Raw genomic sequence first — 19,085 nt, forward strand, 5'->3', positions numbered from 1 at the left:
CCCGGACGGTGCGTCCGGGGCCTGCGCGTGGTGCCGTGTCAGGGAGTGCCGCGCAGCGTTCCGGTGGTGAGGAAGACGCTCTCCGCGGCGGCCGTGCCGATCAGCGGCAGATACGGGGAGAGGCGCTCGACCGCGTACGGCAGCGTGTACGGGTCGGCGGCCGCCGCGTCCCAGCCGTGTCCGGCCCACCAGCGCCCCGGATCGGCAATCTGCCAGTTCCAGGCCAGTCCGATCGTCGACAGGGCGTCCATGAAGGGCGCGACGAACGGGGAGGACATGGTCGCGGAGTTCACGCACTCGGCGCCGAACATGCTGCCGGGCGCGGAGAGTTCGGTCATCGTGGTGACGACGGCCGCCACGTCGGGGGGCGGGAGGAAGTACAGGGGTGCCTCGCAGAGCCATGCGGTGGGCCTGCCGGGATCGAATCCCGCCGCCCCGAGTTCCTTGCTCCAGGATGCCGTGCCGTCGGCTTCGACGCCGGTGCGGCGTCCGCAGGAGAGCCGGCTCCCGTCCAGTACGCGTTCCTTGAAGGCCAGTACGGCCGCGTCCTCCACCTCGAAGACGTGCACCCCGGTCGGCCAGTCGAGCCGGAAGGCACGGGTGTCGAGGCCGGCGCCGAGCAGCACCACCTGGCGGCAGCCCGAACGGGCCGCGGCGAGTGCGTAGTCGTCGAAGAAGCGGGTGCGTACCACCTGCCAGTCGGGGAGCAGGCGCTGCAACGGTCCGTCACCGGGCGGGCCCCCGTCGAACCCGGCCGCGTGGAGGAAGTCGGCGGCCCACGGGTCGCGGACGATCGGCGCGGGCCGGAGGTTCTCCGCCGCGTGTGCGGCGGCCGTCCAGAGCGCCGCGCGGGGAATGCCGTGCGGGGTCGCGGCGGTCGGCGCGAACGGTGACTGCGGGCGGGTGGATTCCGGCATGGGGTCTCCTTGAGGTGGGGCGGGGTGGCGGCGCGGGCCCGGATCATCCGGAGCGGCGACGGCCCAGCAGGAAGGCCGCGGCACCCAGCGCGAGCAGGCTTTTGGAGGGGCGGGTGGGCCGCTGGCCGCCCATCGCGGGAGGGGTGCGCGGCTCGTGGATGTTCAGTGCGAACTGACGGTTGGCCACGTCGGAGAGGACGCCCCGGACCTGTTCCGGACTGGTGACGGCGGCCAGCAGCAGCTCCATGGAGTTCCGGGCGAACTGGTTGCGGCCGAGGAACTCGCGGCCCAGTGCGAAAAGGATCTTCGGCACCTCCCCCTGGAACACCTCGGGCAGCGTGATCTCGGGAGCCAGGCACCGCACCGAACCGTCGAGGTTCGCGAAGGACTTGCCCAGCAGCGAGACGGCCGGCGGCGAACCGATCCCGCGCTTGGTCGCCTTGGCCAGCACGGTGGTGAGCGCGACGCCGAAGTTCATGTCCTCCAGCGAGAGATGGGAGACCTTGGGCACGAACGCGGCCATGTCGGCGGCGAACGCGGGCATGTTGGCCCACGACGTCACCCGGCCCATCTCCGCCCAGTGCTGCGCCAGCCCGGCCCCGTCGTTCTGCGCCAAGGTCATGAACAGCGGCAGCAGCTGAAGACTGGTCCTGCGGTCCAGGCGGCCGACCATGCCCCAGTCGATCAGCGTCGCGGGGCCGCCGGGCGCGGCGAAGACGTTGCCGGCGTGCGGGTCGGCGTGGAAGAAGCGATGGACGAAGTACCCGTGGTACATGAACCGCAGCAGGTCCTTGCCGATCTCCACGCGCTCGTCGTCCGTGAAGTGGGCGCGGTCGACGTGCCGCACCGACTTCCCGTCGGCCAGCGACTGGACGAGCACCCGGGGGCTGGCGTGCAGGACCCGGGGCACCTCCAGCGAACGGAACGACCGGACCTGCCCGCGGGCCTCGTCCATGTTGCGGGCCTCGCCGGTGAAGTCCAGCTCCGGTTCCATGGCGTCGAAGACCGAGCCGAGCATCGCCTCGATGTCGATGACCTCGTTGAACCGGGGAGCGACCCGGGCCACGATCTTCGACGCCCGGCGCATCAGGGCCATGTCCGCGAGTACGCCCTCGCGGATGCCGGGCCGCTGGATCTTCACCACGGCCGCGCGCCCGCCGGGCAGCGTCACGCGGTAGACCTGAGCGAGGGACGCCGCCCCCAGCGGGGCGACGGTCTCGATGTCGTCGAAGCGCAGCTTCCAGTTCGGCCCGAGGTCGCGGGCCAGTACCGGCTCGAACTCCGAGAACGGCTGGACGTCGACCTCGTCGTGCAGGTTCTGCAATTCGTCCCGGATGGACTCGGGGACCATGTCGGGCCGGGTGGAGAGGACCTGGCCGAGTTTCACGTAGAAGGGGCCGAGGCTCTCCAGGGCATGCCGAACCGCCTTGGCGCGGCGCTGCTCCGCCCCGGCGGTGGCCTCGGCCGCGGACCCGGCGGAGCCGACGAGGCCCTCCGCCGGGGACCGCGTGTCCCGCTTCGTACGCCTCCGCAGCCGGGTCGCCTGTCCCACCTCGTCGGCCACGAGGCTGCCCAGGACCCTGACCACGAGACGCAGCCGATCGCCGACGACGGACGTCATCGTGTGTGATCCTCCTCAGATCGGGATCCGGGTACGGAACGGCGGTCGGCGTGCACCACGGAGACGGCCGGACGGGACGGCGGCACGGCCGGTCAGCTCGAGGACTGTCCGCCCTGGGACGGCTTTCCGCCCGGCCCCTGCTGACCGGTCAGGCCCTGGAGCGCCGCCAGCCCCTGCTGACCGGCCTGGGCCGGCAGGTTGGTCAGGTTTTGCAGGCCCTGGACCGCCTCGAGGAGCTTGGGCAGCACCTGGAGGAGCTGGGTGAGCTGGGCCGGGAGCGCCATCAGGTCGCCCGCCCCGCTCGCCGCGTGTCCGAGGCCTCCGGCCAGCTGGCCGAGCCCGCCGAGCGCGCCGGCCGCGCCGCCGACCGCGGCGAGCGGATTGGCCGCCCCGCCCAGCGCGGCCAGGGGGTTGCCCGCCCCGCCCAGCGCGGCCGCGAGCGGGTTGCCGCCGCCCGCGGCACCGGTGAGCGCGGCCAGGGGGTTCTGCGCTGCGCCCGCGATGTTCCCCAGCGGGTTCGCGGCCCCCGCGGCGAGGCCGGCGAGCGGGTTGCCGGCCGCGCCGACCCCGCCGAGGGCGGCCAGCGGATTGGTGACACCCGCGAGCGCGGTCGCCGGGTTGACGGCCCCGGCCAGTGCGGCGAGGGCGTTCGGGGGCAGTCCGGCCAGCGCGCTGACGGCGTTGCCGGAGTCGCGCGACGATCCCGAGCCGCGCGACGATCCCGAGTCGTCGTCCCGGTTCAGGAGGTCGTCGAACGCTTCCTTCCAGCTGTCGGTCATATCACCGACCAAATCCTTGAAGATGTCCTGGACGTTCTTGCTGTTGCCCATGAGTGGGGTCCCTTTCCGTTTCTCTGCGATGGGAGAGGTGCGGTTTTCGGGTGTTATCGGGCGCAGCCTTCCAAGGCTTTCGCGCAGACGTTCTTCAATCGCGCGCGGCCCCTGGTGAAGGCGGCTTCGGCCGCCTTGACGGAGATGTTGTGTATGCGGGCGAATTCCGCAGTGGAAATACCCTTGGCGCGGGCGAGTATGACCTCCTGCTCCCGCCCCCGCAGGTTTTGTACCTGGCCCAGAAGCCATCTGCCGAAGTCCTCGTCGCAGACGTCCTCCTCAGTCGTACCCGGGGTTTCCGCGACCACCGCACGCTGGAGGAGTCTGCTGCGACGCTCCATGTCACGGTAGAAGTCGATGCAGAGGCGAAGCGCCACGGACGTCAGAAAGGCACCGAGTCGATTCCTGTCCAACGTGGCGTGGGCCGCTGCCCGGGCCATGGTTTCCTGAACGCAGTCCTCGGCGTCCTGAAAACTTGGTAGTCTTCGCCGAACCAGCCGCATGAGGCGGTCCTGATGCTGGAAGATTTCTTCCCAGGAGCATTCAGCGGGCGATTGGCAGGTGGAATGTCGCACCATCGTGGATTGCAGCCCGTTGTCTCTCGGATTGAGCGGGGAGAACCGCGGCCGACTTTCCATTTGTCGGCCATGTGGTTTTCCTACCCGAGGCCCTGGAGCGGCAAACCGGAATACACGCCTCCACCAGTCGGCAGAAATGTTTTTCCGTGCTCATTTCCGAGGAGCGGGCCGCCGCGCCCAGTCGCGGTTCCAGTTGCGCCACATGTCCCGCACGATCTGGTGCACTTGGGAGCCGCCGGCGCGCAGCTCGGTGGTGTACGCCTGGACCGCTTCCTTGCCCACCAGCCGCGCTCCGCCGGTGAAGTAGGAGCCCCGGACGTGCTGCGGTGAGCGGTACTTGCCCCACAGCAGGATCTTCATCAGCGGCCAGAGGGTGAACACCCCGGACGGGCACCGGTCTTCTGAGTCCAGGGTGCCCCACACCGCCGGGACCAGTCCGCTCTCGCCGAGCAGCTCGTAGATGCGTGCGATCGCCTGCTCCTTCGTCAACTCGCCCGCACGGTAGGCGAGTACGGCGTCCCGCGACTGGTCGAACATCCGCTCCACCCAGGGGTTGTCCATACCCTGGAGACCTCGGTACGGCGGCTGCTCCAGCAGGTCGAAACAGGCCGGGTCGTGCGTCTTCTCGAACGTCACGGCGACCTGGTTCTGGGCGTTCGTGCCGTACAGCGTGGTGATGGTCCACACGCGGTTCCAGGCGTTCCACAGGTCGAAGTCGTCGAAGGCGATGTAGCTACAGGACACCAGGTCGTCGTAGAACCGGAACATGCGCTTGGTCCAGTGGTCCAGGTACGCGAACCGGGCGGTGTCGAAGTCGTCCTTGCGCACGGCGTCGATCAGCCGGTGGCCCAGGGCGTTGAGCGCCATCACGGTGACGGCGAGGCCGCTGGAGAAGAGCGGGTCGATGAAGTCACTGGCGTGCGGCAGCAGGCACCACCGGTCGCCGACGACCTTCTGCGAGGCGAACTGGGTGCGGTCCGTGGACACGTACGGCCGGACCGCCCGCGCCTTCTCGAACTGCCGGGCCACACTGGGGAACCGGTGCACGTACTGCCAGAACTCCTCCTCCGCCGAGACGTCCTCCGGACGGGGGTGCTGGTCGAGATCGAGGTTGATGCCGACACTGCACAACTGGTTCGTGCCGGCCGTCTGGTTGTCGAACGGGATGACCCAGAACCATCCGCCCGGGAACATGTGGTGGAGCGTCCCCTGGCTGAACGGGCTGGGCATGCCGTGCTGTTCACGCGAGGGCGCCACGGCGTCGAAGGGGCGCACGTCCACCATGTGCGTGAAGATCGTGCGCGACCTCGTGCGGTAGGGCGGTTCCTGCCGCAGCCCGAGGCGCTCGGGCAGGACCGCCCGCATGCCGCCGGCGTCGACCACGTACGAGGCCCGGAAGGTGCCCCGGTCCCGGGTGACGAGAGTCGCGCCGTCCTCCTCGAACTTCACGTCGTCGACCATGGTGTGGGTGTACGCGGTCACGCCGTAGGACACGGCGACGTGGAACATGTACGCGTCCACGTCCTGCCGGAAGTAGTGCGAGTCGGGACCGAGCGGAGGCCCCCAGGTGGGGTACTGGGTGCACTCGTCGGGCCGGGTGGGCTCACCTTCCCGGTGGTAGACGAAGCTGAAGTTCCGCTTGACCCCGCTGTTCGACGACACGTGGCGGCGCAGTGCCGCGTTGGTCGCCAGGTGCTCGAGCTCAGGGACGTCGTAGCGGCGGGCCAGGACCCGGAGCCCGAACGTGGTCTCGGGGACGGTGGACTCTCCGATGGCGAACCGGGGGTGGCCGCTGCCTTCGAGCAGCAGCACGCGCACGCCGTGACGGGCGAGTACGGTCCCCAGCATCGTCCCGCCGATGCCGCCTCCGACGATGGCGACATCGAAAACACGCTGGTCTTCTTGCATGTCTGCGGTTCCTTTCGCAACGGGAAGGGCGAGTCGCCGGGCTCCCCGGTCACCGGCGGGTGACCGGGGAGCCCGGCAGCACCCGGCGCAGCCCGCAGGCCATCACCCGGGCGGAGAAGGACACGGCGAACCAAGGGGTCGGTGCCAGCCCGGCCAACCGCCGCCGGTCGCCCGGCACTTGCCGCTCGCCGCGCCCGGTGACGTCCAGCCACACGCCGAAGTGCAGCAGCCGAGCCTCGGGCCCGGCATCACGCGCGGGGAACGGCCGCATGTGCCCCCGCACCGCACGGGTGAGGGTCGTGCGCCGTCCCACGCCCACCTGGTGCCGGGCCAGGAAGTGGTCGAGCAACTGGGCGGACCGGTAAGGGAATCCACCGCGACCGAGCGGAGTGCGCCCTACCAGCCCGGCGTCGTGGAACGCCGCGGCGGCCAGCAGGCCGACCCGGTCGTAGGCGGTCCCGTGGGTCCGCGCACAGGCGTCGGCCAGCAGGAACGTCCGCAGGGAGTGCACGGCGAGGCGGGGTGGCAGGAGCCGGCACATCTCCTTCAGCGCGGCGCCCGCGAGGGGGTGCCCGAGCAGCTCCGCGAGGGCCGGGCGGTCGAGCAGGGGCTGCCATGCCTCGGGCAACACGTACGGTGAGTCGGAGTGTGAACTCCTCGCGCTCCCACCGGTTTCGGGCACCTCTGGCATCTCAGGCCCTGCGGCCATGGCTCAACCCCCCTTGCCTCGTCACCTCTTGGCTGTGTCCGTCTCATCTGTCATTACGCTCGGGCCGCTCCCGCCCCCCGCTCCCCGTTGCGCAACGCTCCTTCCGGGTAAGCGCGTTGGCGCGCAACCGACGGCGCGCGAAACCGGTACCGCGCGCCGGGCGTACGTTCCGGCCGTCCATTCGGAGGCGCGGCCTGTTCGAATGAATGAGCCCTACTCACCCGTGGTGATGGTGTGGGTGCGGGTGACGGCCGGCAGGATGCGCCCTGCGCTCCCACTGGTGGGAGATTTCTGTAGTAAATCTCGTGAGGTGCGGGGAGTGTTGAGGGCAGGACCGAATCTCGCCTGTGCTGAAATGCGGTGTTGGTATGGCCAGTTCCCCGATCGGCGACGATGTGCGACTTCCGGCGGACATCGATGCGTCGGCCCTGCCGGAGGTTCCCGAAGGGCCACCCCAGAGAATCCTGCTGACGGGAGCCACGGGATTCCTCGGCGGTTTCCTGCTCGCCGACCTGCTGGACGCCACCGACGCCCGAATTCATTGCCTGGTGAGAGCGGAGTCGGCCGCTCAGGCCCGGGAGCGGCTCGCCGGTCAGTTACGCGCCCGGGAGGTGCCGGAGCACCACATGTCCCGTATCGACGTCGTGCTGGGCAGCCTGGCGAAGCCGCGGTTCGGCCTGCCCGACGAGGAGTTCTCGGGCCTCTCGCGCGGAATCGACGTCATTTACCACTGCGGTGCCTGGGTCAATCTTCTGGCGAGTTACCCGATCCTGCGCGGCTGCAATGTGTCGGGGACCCTGGAAATCCTGAGACTGGCGACCCGGACCCGCCGAATTCCCGTGCATTACATCTCGACGATGGGGGTGATCCCGGCGGCCCGGGAGGCCGGGACCGGTGTCTCCGGTTACTCCGCCACCAAATGGGTCGCCGAGCAGTTGGTCGCGCAGGCCGCGGACCGTGGATCGCCCACGATGGTGCACCGGCCCGGGGTGATCCTGGCGGACTCGCGCACCGGCCTGGTGGGAAAGTCGGACTGGTTCGTCCACCTGACGACGGCGAGCATCCGCGCCGGCTGCGCCCCCGACCACCCCGGTCTCCTGCCGGTGGGCACGGTCGACTTCACCAGCCGCGCCATCGTCGACCTCTCCCTGAGCCGGCGTGCCCGAGGACAGGTGTTCCACGTGATCGATCCCGAGCCGCTGCCCTTCCGGTCGTACTTCCAGGGCTTCGCCGACGCGGGCGTCGACCTTCCGCTCGTTCCGTTCGACACCTGGCTGGAGCGGCTTCGCGACCTGGGCGACGAGGTCCCCCGCAGCACCCTGCGGCTGGCCGGCGAGACCCTCCGGCAGATGATCCCGGCCCCGGGGCAGGACACCGCCGGCCCCACCGCGGCGTCCGCGCACCGCGCCCCGCCCGTGCTCGACTCCGACTACTTCCGCAGGATGCTCGCCTTCCTGAGCCGCGACGCCCTGCTGCCCGCCCGGTGACCCACGCGCGGTCCTCTTCTCTGCTCCCCTCCCTCCCGTGCACCCCTCCCCGCACCTCATCAGCTGGAGTTTCCGCATGTCCCCTTTCACCCTGGAAGATCTGACGGCGATGGTGGCCGAGATCGCCGGCGCCGAAGCGGCCCGGGCGCTCTCGGAGCAGCCGGCCGACGCGCCCTTCACGTCGTTGGGGTTCGACTCGATGGCCGTCATCGAACTGGCCGAGCGGATCCAGGAGCGCTACGGCGTTCCCATCCCGGACGAGGCGGTGCACGACCTGCGCACCGTCCGGCGGACCCTCGACTACGTGAACGGCCGAGCGGCGGTCGCCGCGGCGGACGGAGCCCGCTGATGGCCCGGGGCGCGGGACGGCTGACCGGCATCGGCGTCTACCGCCCCGGTGGCGTGCTCACCAGCGCCGAACTCGACACCAGGTTCGGTCACGAGGACGGCTACATCGAGCAGATCACCGGAATCCGGACCAGGCTGAAGGCCGACCCCGACGACACCTTCGTCGAGATGGCCGCGCAGGCGGCGGACAAGGCCCTGGCCCACGCTGGCGTGCTCGCCGAGGACCTGGACTGTGTCCTGTTCTCCTCCGCCAGCAGCGTCGGCCGGGCATCGTGCCGGGCCGCCAGTCTCACCCACCGCATCGGCGCCGGCCGGGCCGGCGGCTTCGACCTCAACGGCGGATGCGCCGGGTTCGGTTACGGGCTGACCCTGGCCTCCGGACTCATCGCCGCACAGCAGGCGCGTCAGATCCTGGTCGTCGCCGCCGAGCGACTGAGCGACATCACCGACCCCGACGACTGCGGGACCGTCATGGTCTTCGGCGATGCCGCCGGGGCCGCGGTGGTCAGCGCCGCCGAGCACCCCGGGATCGGACCGGCGGTGTGGGGCACCCACGGCCCCGGCGAGCCCTGGATGACCAGCGCCCCGCCCAAACCCGGTGCCGCCCGCCCGTACATGCACATGGACGGCACCCGGGTGGTCCGCTGGTTCGGTTCGCAGATGCCGCAAGTGGCCCGGGACGCACTCGACGCGGCCGGACTCACCTGGGACGACATCGCCGCCTTCGTGCCGCACCAGTGCAACGGGCGGCTGATCGACGCGATGGTGCGCCGACTGCGCCCGCCCGAGCACGTGGCGATCGCCCGCAGCATCGTCACCGACGGCAACACCAGCTCGGCGTCCATCCCGCTGGCCCTGGAGTCGCTGCTCGCCTCGGCCACCGTACGGCCCGGCGACAAGGCGCTGCTCCTGGGCTTCGGCGCCGGGCTGACCTGGTGCGCCCAGGTGGTCGAACTTCCGTAAGGAGCACCTCATGAACGTCACGTCCGCGTCCCCCGCGGTCGACCTCGGGCCCGGCGGCGCATCCGAAACCGGTGTCGCGGCCCGTCCCCTGTCCCGGCTGTCCGACGCCGATCTCGGCACCCTGCTGATGATCCGCCACTTCGAACTGGCCGTTCTGGAGCTCTTCTCCCAGGGCCGGCTGCACGGCACCACGCACACTTGCCTCGGCCAGGAGTACATCCCCGTCGCGCTCTACCCGCTGCTGGACGAGGGCGACTACGTCTTCAGCAACCACCGCGGGCACGGCCACTACCTGGCCCGCTTCCACGACCCGCACGGTCTGCTCGCGGAGATCATGGGTCGGGCCGGTGCCGTCTGCCACGGCGTCGGCGGCAGCCAGCACATCTACCGCGACCGCTACCTGTCGACCGGCGTCCAGGGCCAGAGCCTGCCCGTCGCCGTGGGCGTCGGCCTGCATCTGAAGCGGGCCGAGCCGGGCCGGATCGCGGTGGTCCACATCGGTGACGGCACCTGGGGCGAGGGCGCCGTGTACGAGGCGCTCAACATGGCGCAGCTGTGGCAGGTCCCGGTGCTCGTCGTGGTGGAGCACAACGGGATCGCCCAGTCGACACCGACCGAGCGGCAGATGTCCGGCACCGTCGCGGCCCGGGCGGCGGCCTTCGGCGTCGGCCACCTGCGGATCGACTCCGTGGACGTCACCGACGTACGCGCCGCCCTCGCGCCCGTGGTCGAGCAGGTCCGCGACCGGCACCGACCGTACGTGGTCGAGTGCGTCACCCACCGCGTGGGCCCGCACAGCAAGGGGGACGACACCCGCGCGGCCGAGGTCCGCGAGCGAGCGGCCCGGCACGACTGGTACCGCCGCTACCGACAGGACCATCCCGCCCGGTTCGCCGCCGCCGACCAGGCACAGGCGGAGGCCGTCGCCGCCGTCGTACGAGAGGTCGGCGCGCGTCCGGCGTCCCGATGGGAGGCCCGATGACCAGGCGCGAGCGCGTGGCCGAGAACCTCAACAGCGCACTGCACCACCTCCTCGGCGCGCATCCCGGCACGTATCTGATCGGCGAGGACGTCGCCGACCCCTATGGCGGGGCGTTCAAGGTGACCCGGGGGCTCTCCGACCGCTTCCCGGACCGGGTGCTGTCCTCACCGCTGAGCGAGGGCGGCATCGCCGGCGTGGGCGCGGGCCTGGCCCTGGCCGGCAACCGGTCCGTGGTCGAGATGATGTTCTCGGACTTCGCCGCGCTGGCCTTCGACCCGCTGCTGAACTTCGCCGCCAAGTCCGTTTCCATGTACGGCCGCAGGGTCCCGATGAGCATGGTCGTCCGCTGCCCCACCGGCGGCAACCGGGGGTACGGCCCGACGCACAGCCAGAGCCTGCAAAAGCACTTCCTCGGCATTCCCTCGCTGCACCTGCGGGAAGTCTCCCCGTTCCACGACAACCGGCGCGTACTGACCGCGATGCTCGACCGCGAGGAGCCCGGTGTGCTCTTCGAGGACAAGGTGCTCTACACCCGCGCCATGTACCAGGACGGGGTCGTGGACGACCTCTTCCGCTACGAGGTGCTGGCCGATCCCAGCGAGACCGCCCGGGTGTTCGCGCCGGACTGCGGGCCGCCCGACTGGATCGTCCTGGCCCCGGGCGGGCTCACCGAACGGGCCGTCACCGCCCTGCGCACCCTGCTCCTCGAAGAGGAGATCACGTGCGAACTGCTGGTGCCCTCCCAGCTCTACCCCTTCGACAGCAGGGCGCTGCTCCCGGTGCTGTCCCGCGCCGACCGCATCTGTGTCATGGAGGACTCCACGGCCGACGGGACCTGGGGCGAGCTGCTCGCCCAGCAACTCCACGAGGAGCTGTGGAGCCGGCTGGCCCGCCCGGTACTGCCGCTGAGCGCCGAGCCGAGCATCGTGCCGACCGCGGCGCACCTGGAGCACGACGTGCTGCTCCAGCCGTCCACCATCCACCGCGCGATCACGGAGGCGACCAAGTGATCGGCATCGAACTGCCCACGCTCAACACGAACGACTCCAGCTACACCCTGGTCGAGTGGCTCGTCCCCGACGGCAGCAGCATCGAGGGCGAGGAAGCGCTGGCGGTCGTGGAGACCTCCAAGGCCAGTGAGGAGATCGAGAGCACCGGCCCCGGAATCCTGCACGTCCTCGTCGGCGGCGGCCAGGACTGCACGCCGGGGCAGACCATCGCCTACCTCTTCGAGTCGGCCGAGGAGCGCGAGTCCTACCGGGCGTCGGCCGCCACCCCGGCGGCGGCATCCGCACCCCCCGGCGCTCAGCCGAGCATCACCAACGCGGCCCGTGCGCTCGCCGACCGCCACGGCGTGTCCGAGGCCGAGCTGCGCGGTCTCGGGCGCACGGTCGTCCGCACGGCCGACGTCGAGGCCCTGGTGCGGCGGGCCGCGCCCGCGCCCGACTCCTCCCAGCGCCAACTGTCCAAGCAGCAGCGGACGGTGGGGGCGGTGGTGACCGAGTCGATGCGGACCGTGCCTGCCGCGGCCGCCTACGCCAAGGTCGACGTCGGACGGGCGGAGGAACTGGCCCGGCAGCTGTCCGAACGCACCGGCAGTTTCGTCTCGCTGCCGGTCCTGCTGATCAAGGCGGTGGCGCGCCGGCACGCGGCACATCCCCTGATGTTCGCCGCGCTCACCGACGACGGCACGGTGCGCGAGAGCGAACGGGCCCATGTGGGCGTCACCATGGACGCGGGCCGAGGTCTGTACACCCCGGTGGTGCACGACGCCGCCGAGCTGAGCGGCGACCGGATCGCCGACCTGCTGACCGGCTTCCGAAGCAAGGCGTACCGGGGCACGTTCCAGGCCGCCGAACTCGCCGGGGCCACCATCATGGTCGCCCCGCACACCACCGAGGGCATCGTCCTGGCCACCCCCATCGTCTTCCCCGGCCAGACCTGCGTGATCTCCATCGGCGCCGTCGACGACCAGGTGCTCCTGGACGCGCAGGGCACTCCGCGCACCCACCGGTTCGTCCACCTCGGCCTGGTCTACGACCACCGGGTGGTCAACGGCAGCGACGCGATGGCCCTGCTCAAGGACGTCAAGGAGGAGCTGGAGGCACCGGCCGCGCTCGGCTGACCGCCGACCCGCCGACCCGCCGCCACAGAGCGCCGCCGCCACAGAGCCCCACCACCACGGAACCCCGCCACCGCGGGACCTCACCACCCGGAACCCCACCACCCCGGGGCACCGCCCGTCGGACCGGAAAGGACACCCCCGACATGACCACCGACACCACACCCCACAGCCGCGCCTACGACCTGCTCGCCTCGGTTCTCAGCAACAAGTTCGAAGTGCCCCCCGAGGCCATCGTCCCCACCGCGACCTTCGAGCAGCTGGACCTCGACTCGCTGGCCGTGGTGGAGCTCTTCGTCGTACTCACCGAGGAACTCGGCATCGAGGTACAGGACGGCGAGGCCGACCCGGACCTCACCCTGGCCGGCGTGGCCGACCTCATGGCCGAGGCCGTCAAGCAGTGACCGGCGCCCGTCCCGACGTCGCCGTCACCGGGATCGGCCTGGTCACTCCGGCCGGCACCGGTCGCGAGGCCACCTGGGACGGCGTGTGCGCGGGCCGCCCCACCGCCCGGCACGTCCCCGAACTCAAGGGCCTCGAGGTCGACTTCGCCTGCCTCGTACCGGACTTCTCCCCGCGCGATCACGTCCCCGGCTCACGCCCCTGGCAGTACGACCGCTTCACCCAGTTCGCCCTCTACGCCGCCCTGGAGGCGGTCTCCGACGCCGGCCTGGACCCCGCCGACTGGGACGCGGACCGCGTCGCGGTGGTCTTCGGCAGCTCGGCCGGCGGCACCGGCACCATGCTGGAACAGCACCGCAAACTGCTCGAAGTGGGCACGGCACGCGTCTCACCGCTGCTGCTGCCGATGTTCCTGCCCAACATGGCCACCGGACAGCTCACCATCCACCTGCGCGCCCGGGGCCCGGCGCTGTGCACGGTCACCGCCTGCGCCTCCGGCGCCACCGCCATCGGCACCGCCCTGCAACTCCTGCGCTCCGGGGCCTGCGACATCGCCGTCGCGGGCGCCTCCGACGCGGTCGTGCAGCCCCTCTGGGTCACCGGCTTCGACCGGATGGGCGCGCTGTCCCGGCGCGGCGACGACCCGCGGGCCGCCTCCCGGCCCTTCGACACCGCCCGGGACGGCTTCGTCATGGCGGAGGGCGGTGCGGCCCTGGTCCTGGAGCCGGCGAGTGCGGCCAGGGCCCGCGGCCGCCCCGGCTACGCCCTGCTGGCGGGGTACGGAGCATCGTCCGACGCCCACCACCCCGTGGCACCCGACCCCGAGGGCAAGGGCGCCGCCCTCGCCGTGCGGCGGGCCCTCGACGACGCCGGCGCCCGCCCCGCGGACGTGCAGCACATCAACGCGCACGGCACCAGCACACCGCTCAACGACGCCGCCGAGGCCCGGCTGATCCGTCGCCTCTTCCCGCACCAGCCCTCCGTGACCTCGGTCAAAGGCACCCTCGGCCACCTGCTCGGCGCGGCCGGGGCGGTCGAAGCGGCGATCACCGCCCTGTCCGTGGCCCACGGCCGGGTGCCTCCCGTGGCCAACCTCGAGAACCAGGAAAGAGACGCCGAGATCAACGCCGTCACCGGCACCAGCCGGGCGCAGCCCGTCGACCTCGCCCTGAGCCATTCCTTCGGCTTCGGCGGCCACAACGCCGTACTCGCCTTCAGAAGCTGCCCCACCGAACCGGCCCGGGAGCCGGCCGCTCCTTCACCGTGAGCATCTCCGGGCGGCGGCATTCTCCAACGAAAGGGAGAAGACCGTGAGCTTTCTCAATCCCCGTGTCCCCGGCGCCAACTCGGACGACGTCGTCACGGACATCACCGAGGCGCCGCACCGCGTGGGCGCGGTCGCCCAGGCCGGCGGGGCGCAGGTCATCGCAACCGTCGACGTACAGGCGGGAGAGGACGACTGGAACGCCCCGCCGAGCGAGGAACATCCGCGCCCGGTGGTCCTCGTGCACGGCACCTTCGGCAACCGCGGCTACACGTGGAACACGGCGACACCCCTGCTGCGGCAGCACGGCCACCGTGTCTTCCGGCTCGACTACGGCCAGCACGGCAACCCCGTGATCTTCGGCCTCGGCGACATCAAGCACTCCGCCCGGCAACTGGCCGACTTCGTCGAGGAGATCCTGCGCCGCACCGGCGCCCAGCAGGTCGACCTCGTCGGCTTCTCGCAGGGCGGCATGATGCCGCGCTACTACCTCAACGCGCTGGGCGGCGGGCCCAAGGTGCACAACTTCGTCGGCATCTCACCCAGCAACCACGGCGTCACGGCCCAGGGGCTGATGAACCTCGCCCGACAGATTCCCGGCGCGGTGGAACTCCTCGAACAGGGCGCCGTCGGGGAGGTCGTGCCGGCCTGGCCGCAGCTCCAGCACGACCACCCCTTCCAGCGCGAGCTGGCCGAGCTGGGCGAGACGACGGAGGGCGTCCGCCACACGGTCATCGCCACCCAGTACGACGACGTGGTCACTCCGTACACGTCGTGCGCCCTCGCGAGGACCGAGGGCCGCTACGTGAACAACATCGTCCTTCAGGACATCGACCCGGACGACCACACCCCGCACGTGAGCATGCCCTACAACGCGACCGTGCTGAACGAAGTCCTCAGAGCCCTGGCCGACTGAGCCCTGCTGCCGTCCAGGAGCACGCGGGCGACCAGCGCCGGGTCGTCGTTCATCGGGACGTGGCCGCAGCCGGGCAGCCGCACCAGCCGGGCGCGCGGAACGGTGCGCTTGGCGCGCACGCCCTGCCGGGGCAGGAGCAGCCGGTCCCGGCTGCCCCACGCCACGGTGACGGGGATGCCGGGCACGTCGTCGGTGAACAGCACGCTCCGGCCGGCCCGCAGCGTCTCGGCGAACCCCTCGGCGTGCGCGAGCGCCAGTGTCTCGGCGACCACGGCCTCGGGGGAGCGCCGGCCGGGACGGGCGTAGATCGTGCTGGTCAGCGCGGTGCGCCCGGCGGCCGTACGGGACAACCGCTCGACGAGCGGGAGCGGCAGGGTCCGCGCCGTCCGGCGCATGCCCGTCAGGACGCCGAAGGCGTAGCGCCGCTCGGCCTGCGTCCAGAAGCCGGCCGGGGACAGGGCCGTCACCGACCGCACCAGGTTCTCCCGGCCCAGCTCCAGCGCCAGCAGGCCGCCCAGCGAGTTGCCCGCCACATGGGGGCGGTCGACGCCCAGCGCCGCGCAGAAGGCGCCGAGCACCGCGCTCGTCGTCGGCAGGTCGTGCGGCAGCCCCGGCGGCAGCGCGGGCGACGCCCCGAACCCCGGCAGGTCCACGGCTATCACGTCGCGTTCGGTGGCCAGGATGTCGACCACCGGGTCCCAGGCCTGCCGGTGGTGACCGATGCCGTGCAGCAGAAGCAGCGGCTCGCCGGCGCCCACGCGCGCGTAGGCGAGGGTGATGTCCTGCGGACCGCGGGCGGTGGGGGCCGTGAAGGAGAGCGTTGCGGACATGGGGCTCCTTGTCGGGAACGGGTGTTCCGGGAACGCGTGTGCGATGGCGTCGGGTAGACAGCTTGTCAGCAATTGCTACCGACGGGTAGCCCCGGTGCCGGGTACGAGCGATTCCGTCTGGACACCACCGGACGCGTCCGCTGGGATGGTGGGGTGACCACCGACACTGCGACCGACGTCTTCGAAGAGCACCGGCCCGTCCTCCTGGGCGTCGCCTACCGCATGCTGGGCCGCCTGGCCGACGCGGAGGACGTGGTCCAGGAGGCGTGGCTGCGCTGGTCCGGCGCCGACCGCTCCGCCGTGCGCGAGCCCCGGGGCTACCTGGTGCGCGTCACCACCCGCCTCGCCGTCGACCGGCTGCGCCAGGTCAAGTCGCGCGGCGAGACGTACGTCGGCCCGTGGCTCCCCGAGCCCTACGTCACCGACTTCGGCGACGCCGTGCCGGACACCGCCGAGCGGGCCGTCCTCGCCGACTCCGTGTCCCTCGCCGTCCTCGTCGTCCTGGAGTCGCTGTCGCCGCTGGAGCGGGCGGTGTTCGTCCTCAGGGAGGCCTTCGGCTACCCGTACGCGGAGATCGCCGCGATGCTGGAGCGCGGCGAGGCCGCGGTGCGCCAGCTCGCCGGACGCGCCCGCAAGCACGTCGACGAGCGGCGCCCCCGCTACGACGTCGACCCGGCCCAGCGGCGCGACCTCACCGAGCGCTTCCTGGCCGCCGCGGTCGAGGGCGACCTGGCCGGTCTGCTGGCGACGCTCGCGCCGGACGTCCGGCTGGTGGGCGACAGCGGCGGCAGGTCCAAGGCGCCGCTGCGGGTCCTGGAGAGCTCGGACAAGGTGGGCCGCTTCCTGTTCGCCGTCGCCCAGCAGGGCGTTCCCGACGCCACCTTCCACTTCCTGGAGCTCAACGGCGGCCCCGCCCTGCTGGTCCGCTCCGGCGGCAAGCCCGACTCCGTCCTCCAGGTGGACGTCGCCGACGGCCGGATCCAGGCCCTCTACATCATGCGCAACCCGGACAAACTGACCTCCCTGGCCGACATTCCCTAGCCCGCTCCCGAGGAGGCTCGCGGCCCCGGCACCCGTCCCGCGACGGGTGCCGGGGCCGTTCTGTGCGCGGGATTGGTCTTGACCAAGGGGGTGGCGCGTTTTATGGTCGCAGAGAACTGCAACAACCTTTAATAAACAAGGGCGTCAAAACGCCGCCGGATCACGGCGATTGCGGAGGACAGGGTGGGGACCACGCAGTTGGAATCGGTGCCGGAGCCGAAGTACTGGCACCTCAGGACCGTGCTCAGCGAGGCCCTGGACTCGGAGTTCGAGGTGGGCGAGGTCCTGCCCAACGAACGCGACCTCGCCGCCCGCTTCGGCGTCGCCCGCGCGACGCTGCGCCAGGCCCTGGAACAGCTGGAGCTGGAGGGCAGGCTCCAGCGCCGCCGCGGCGTCGGCACGACCGTGGCCCCGCCGCGCGTCGGCGTGGCCGTCGGCACCCGGGAGCACGCCTGGCCCGGAGCGGCCGACGACGCCTGGCAACCGGCCGACTGCCACCTCGCGGCACCCCCCGCCGCCGTGGCCGACGCGCTGCGGACGGACCGCGACGAGCCGGTCCACACCGTCCGCCGCTCCCGCGTGAGCCACGGGCAGCCCGTCGCCGCGGAGCTGCTCTACGTCCCGTCCTCGTCGGTACCCGACCTCACCGCCATCGACGCGCCCTCGGGCCCCGCACGCGCGCGTGCCGTCCTGCGCGAGCTACAGCGCGGGGACCTGGAGCGGCAGGACAGCGCCGTCGAGCTGGGCTCGGCCGGCGCGGACGACGCGAAGGAGCTGGACCGCCTCCCGGGCGCGCCCGTCCTCGTGGTCACCACCCGCTACCTCGCCGAGGGCCGCACCGCCGCACTCTCCGTCGCCACCTACCGGGCGGACACCTGCCGCCTGACGTTCGGCGACTCCGGCGGCGTGGAGATCCACCACGGCCCGCAGAGCCAGGCCTCCTGACCGCCCGACCGGGTCAGCGGCGGGCCGTCGCGCCCTCGACCGCGAACAGCTGCTCCTCCACATGGTCGAGGGCGAGCCGCAGCGCACCCGTCGCCACCGCGGCCTCACCGAGCAGCGACAGCGCCACGCGCGGCGGGCGCAGGCAGTAACGGGCCAGCTCCCGGCGCAACGGCTCCAGCACACCGTCGAGCCCGGCCGCCCAGCCGCCGATGACGACCATCTCCGGATCGAGCGCCAGCGCGAGCGCCGCCACATCGTGCACCAGCCGCTGTATGAAGCGCTCGACGGCCGCGCGGGCCCGCTCGTCGCCCTCCCGGGCCTCGGCGAAGACCTTGGCCACCGCCTGCTCGTCCAACGGGTGCAGCGGCTGGTCCGTGGTGGACAGCAGCGTCTCCGGCGTCACGTCCCGGCCCAGCAGGTGCAGCGCGCCGATCTCCCCGGCCGCCCCGCCGTACCCCCGGTGCAGCCGCCCGCCGATCAGCGCCCCCGCCCCGGGACTCAGCCCGGCCAGCACGAACACGATGTCGTCGCACTCGGTGGCGGTCCCCTTCCAGTGCTCGGCCACCGCCGCCGCGTTCGCGTCGTTCTCCACCAGCACCGGGCACTTGAAGGAACGGCTCAGCCGCTCACCCAGGCCGAGCCCCGTCCACCCGGGCAGCGCCGTGCCCAGGCGGACCGTGCCGTCCGCCTCGACGATGCCGGGCGTGGCCGCGCCGACCGCCCGCAGCGAGCCGCGCGCCACACCGGCCCGGCGCAGCAGCTCGGCCACGGCCGTGCGCAGCCGCTCCAGCCGCTCGTCGGCCGGCGCGTTCTCGTCCACGTCCTTGGCCTGGGCGCCGATCACCCGGCCGTCCAGGTCGGACAGGAGCGCGGCGACGCGGTGCGGGCCGATCTCCAGGCCCAGCAGGTGTCCCGCCTCGGCCCGGAACCGGAACCGCCGCGCGGGCCGCCCCTGCCGCCGGGCCGTGCCCTCGCCCGCGGCCGCCTCGACGACCAGGCCGGCCTCGATCAGCCCCTCGACGACGCCCTCGACGGTCGGCCGGGACAGCCCCGTCACCCGGGTGATCTCGGTCAGCGTCGCGGAGTCCGTCGCACGCAACGCGTGCAGCACCACGGCGGAATTGATCCTCCGCAACAGCGACGGGTCCCCGCCGGTCAGGCCTGCCAAGGTCCGTCCTCCCAGCTCGTGCGCGTGTGGGCCGGATGGTACTCGGCCCGCCGG

The 19,085-nt window shown here is 71.9% G+C and carries 19 protein-coding genes; 11 read left to right on the forward strand and 8 right to left on the reverse strand.

All coding sequences use genetic code 11. The features are described 5' to 3' along the window. Window positions 1–38: 38 nt before the first annotated feature. The 6 genes from B9W62_RS32965 to B9W62_RS32990 form a co-directional block, all read right to left on the reverse strand. A complete protein-coding gene (locus B9W62_RS32965; RefSeq protein ID WP_087810570.1) occupies window positions 39–917 on the reverse strand; it encodes an SAM-dependent methyltransferase in 879 nt (292 codons plus the stop codon). Between the two features lie 43 nt (window positions 918–960). Next, window positions 961–2,538, reverse strand: coding sequence for an ABC1 kinase family protein (locus B9W62_RS32970; protein ID WP_087810571.1), 1,578 nt, complete (start codon window positions 2,536–2,538; stop codon window positions 961–963). A 92-nt stretch (window positions 2,539–2,630) separates the two neighbouring features. Next, window positions 2,631–3,368 (reverse strand): hypothetical protein, encoded by a 738-nt coding sequence (locus tag B9W62_RS32975; RefSeq protein ID WP_087810572.1) that lies wholly within the window; start codon window positions 3,366–3,368, stop codon window positions 2,631–2,633. Between the two features lie 53 nt (window positions 3,369–3,421). Continuing rightward, on the reverse strand, window positions 3,422–4,006 hold the full coding sequence (locus B9W62_RS32980) for an RNA polymerase sigma factor (RefSeq protein WP_087810573.1): 585 nt from the start codon (window positions 4,004–4,006) through the stop codon (window positions 3,422–3,424). A 90-nt stretch (window positions 4,007–4,096) separates the two neighbouring features. Beyond that, window positions 4,097–5,854: an NAD(P)/FAD-dependent oxidoreductase gene (locus B9W62_RS32985; protein WP_087810574.1), complete on the reverse strand. Its 1,758-nt coding sequence runs from the start codon at window positions 5,852–5,854 to the stop codon at window positions 4,097–4,099. Window positions 5,855–5,903: 49 nt separating this feature from the next. Then, window positions 5,904–6,485 carry a hypothetical protein gene (locus B9W62_RS32990; protein ID WP_256976665.1) on the reverse strand — a complete coding sequence of 194 codons (582 nt, stop codon included), beginning with the start codon at window positions 6,483–6,485 and terminating at the stop codon, window positions 5,904–5,906. A 446-nt stretch (window positions 6,486–6,931) separates the two neighbouring features. Between B9W62_RS32990 and B9W62_RS32995 the strand changes: the two genes are divergently transcribed. From B9W62_RS32995 to B9W62_RS33035, 9 genes are all read left to right on the forward strand, one after another. Then, complete coding sequence (locus tag B9W62_RS32995; RefSeq protein WP_087810576.1) at window positions 6,932–8,050, forward strand: SDR family oxidoreductase; 1,119 nt, start codon at window positions 6,932–6,934, stop codon at window positions 8,048–8,050. A 76-nt stretch (window positions 8,051–8,126) separates the two neighbouring features. Continuing rightward, a complete protein-coding gene (locus tag B9W62_RS33000; protein WP_003977559.1) occupies window positions 8,127–8,399 on the forward strand; it encodes an acyl carrier protein in 273 nt (90 codons plus the stop codon). Beyond that, a complete protein-coding gene (locus B9W62_RS33005; RefSeq protein ID WP_087810577.1) occupies window positions 8,399–9,361 on the forward strand; it encodes a ketoacyl-ACP synthase III in 963 nt (320 codons plus the stop codon). The genes B9W62_RS33000 and B9W62_RS33005 overlap by 1 nt, the downstream gene beginning before the upstream one ends. 10 nt (window positions 9,362–9,371) lie before the next feature. Beyond that, window positions 9,372–10,343: a thiamine pyrophosphate-dependent dehydrogenase E1 component subunit alpha gene (locus B9W62_RS33010; RefSeq protein ID WP_087810578.1), complete on the forward strand. Its 972-nt coding sequence runs from the start codon at window positions 9,372–9,374 to the stop codon at window positions 10,341–10,343. Then, window positions 10,340–11,353: an alpha-ketoacid dehydrogenase subunit beta gene (locus B9W62_RS33015; RefSeq protein WP_087810579.1), complete on the forward strand. Its 1,014-nt coding sequence runs from the start codon at window positions 10,340–10,342 to the stop codon at window positions 11,351–11,353. The genes B9W62_RS33010 and B9W62_RS33015 overlap by 4 nt, the downstream gene beginning before the upstream one ends. After that, window positions 11,350–12,468 carry a 2-oxo acid dehydrogenase subunit E2 gene (locus B9W62_RS33020; RefSeq protein WP_087810580.1) on the forward strand — a complete coding sequence of 373 codons (1,119 nt, stop codon included), beginning with the start codon at window positions 11,350–11,352 and terminating at the stop codon, window positions 12,466–12,468. Before B9W62_RS33015 ends, B9W62_RS33020 begins: the two co-directional genes overlap by 4 nt. 143 nt (window positions 12,469–12,611) lie before the next feature. Beyond that, complete coding sequence (locus B9W62_RS33025) at window positions 12,612–12,869, forward strand: acyl carrier protein (RefSeq protein WP_087810581.1); 258 nt, start codon at window positions 12,612–12,614, stop codon at window positions 12,867–12,869. After that, window positions 12,866–14,134 (forward strand): beta-ketoacyl-[acyl-carrier-protein] synthase family protein, encoded by a 1,269-nt coding sequence (locus tag B9W62_RS33030; RefSeq protein WP_087810582.1) that lies wholly within the window; start codon window positions 12,866–12,868, stop codon window positions 14,132–14,134. The genes B9W62_RS33025 and B9W62_RS33030 overlap by 4 nt, the downstream gene beginning before the upstream one ends. A gap of 43 nt (window positions 14,135–14,177) precedes the next feature. Beyond that, entirely contained in the window at window positions 14,178–15,047 is an 870-nt protein-coding gene (locus tag B9W62_RS33035; protein ID WP_087810583.1) for an alpha/beta fold hydrolase, read from the forward strand. On the opposite strand, the gene B9W62_RS33040 is transcribed toward B9W62_RS33035, so the two are convergent. Beyond that, on the reverse strand, window positions 14,999–15,877 hold the full coding sequence (locus tag B9W62_RS33040; RefSeq protein ID WP_179235791.1) for an alpha/beta fold hydrolase: 879 nt from the start codon (window positions 15,875–15,877) through the stop codon (window positions 14,999–15,001). The genes B9W62_RS33035 and B9W62_RS33040 overlap by 49 nt on opposite strands. Window positions 15,878–16,030: 153 nt before the next feature. Between B9W62_RS33040 and B9W62_RS33045 the strand changes: the two genes are divergently transcribed. Together B9W62_RS33045 and B9W62_RS33050 are read left to right on the forward strand one after the other, a co-directional pair. Beyond that, the gene (locus B9W62_RS33045; RefSeq protein ID WP_087810585.1) at window positions 16,031–16,918 is read left to right on the forward strand and encodes an RNA polymerase sigma-70 factor; all 888 of its coding nucleotides are present in this window, start codon (window positions 16,031–16,033) and stop codon (window positions 16,916–16,918) included. A gap of 183 nt (window positions 16,919–17,101) precedes the next feature. After that, entirely contained in the window at window positions 17,102–17,863 is a 762-nt protein-coding gene (locus B9W62_RS33050) for a GntR family transcriptional regulator (protein ID WP_087810586.1), read from the forward strand. 13 nt (window positions 17,864–17,876) lie between these two features. Here B9W62_RS33050 and B9W62_RS33055 read toward each other — a convergent pair whose 3' ends face one another. Continuing rightward, window positions 17,877–19,031, reverse strand: a complete 1,155-nt coding sequence (locus B9W62_RS33055; protein WP_087810587.1) for an ROK family transcriptional regulator — start codon at window positions 19,029–19,031, stop codon at window positions 17,877–17,879. Window positions 19,032–19,085: the final 54 nt, after the last annotated feature.

The organism is Streptomyces sp. CS113 (genome assembly GCF_002188365.1).
Classification (GTDB): Bacteria; Actinomycetota; Actinomycetes; order Streptomycetales; family Streptomycetaceae; genus Streptomyces; species Streptomyces tendae.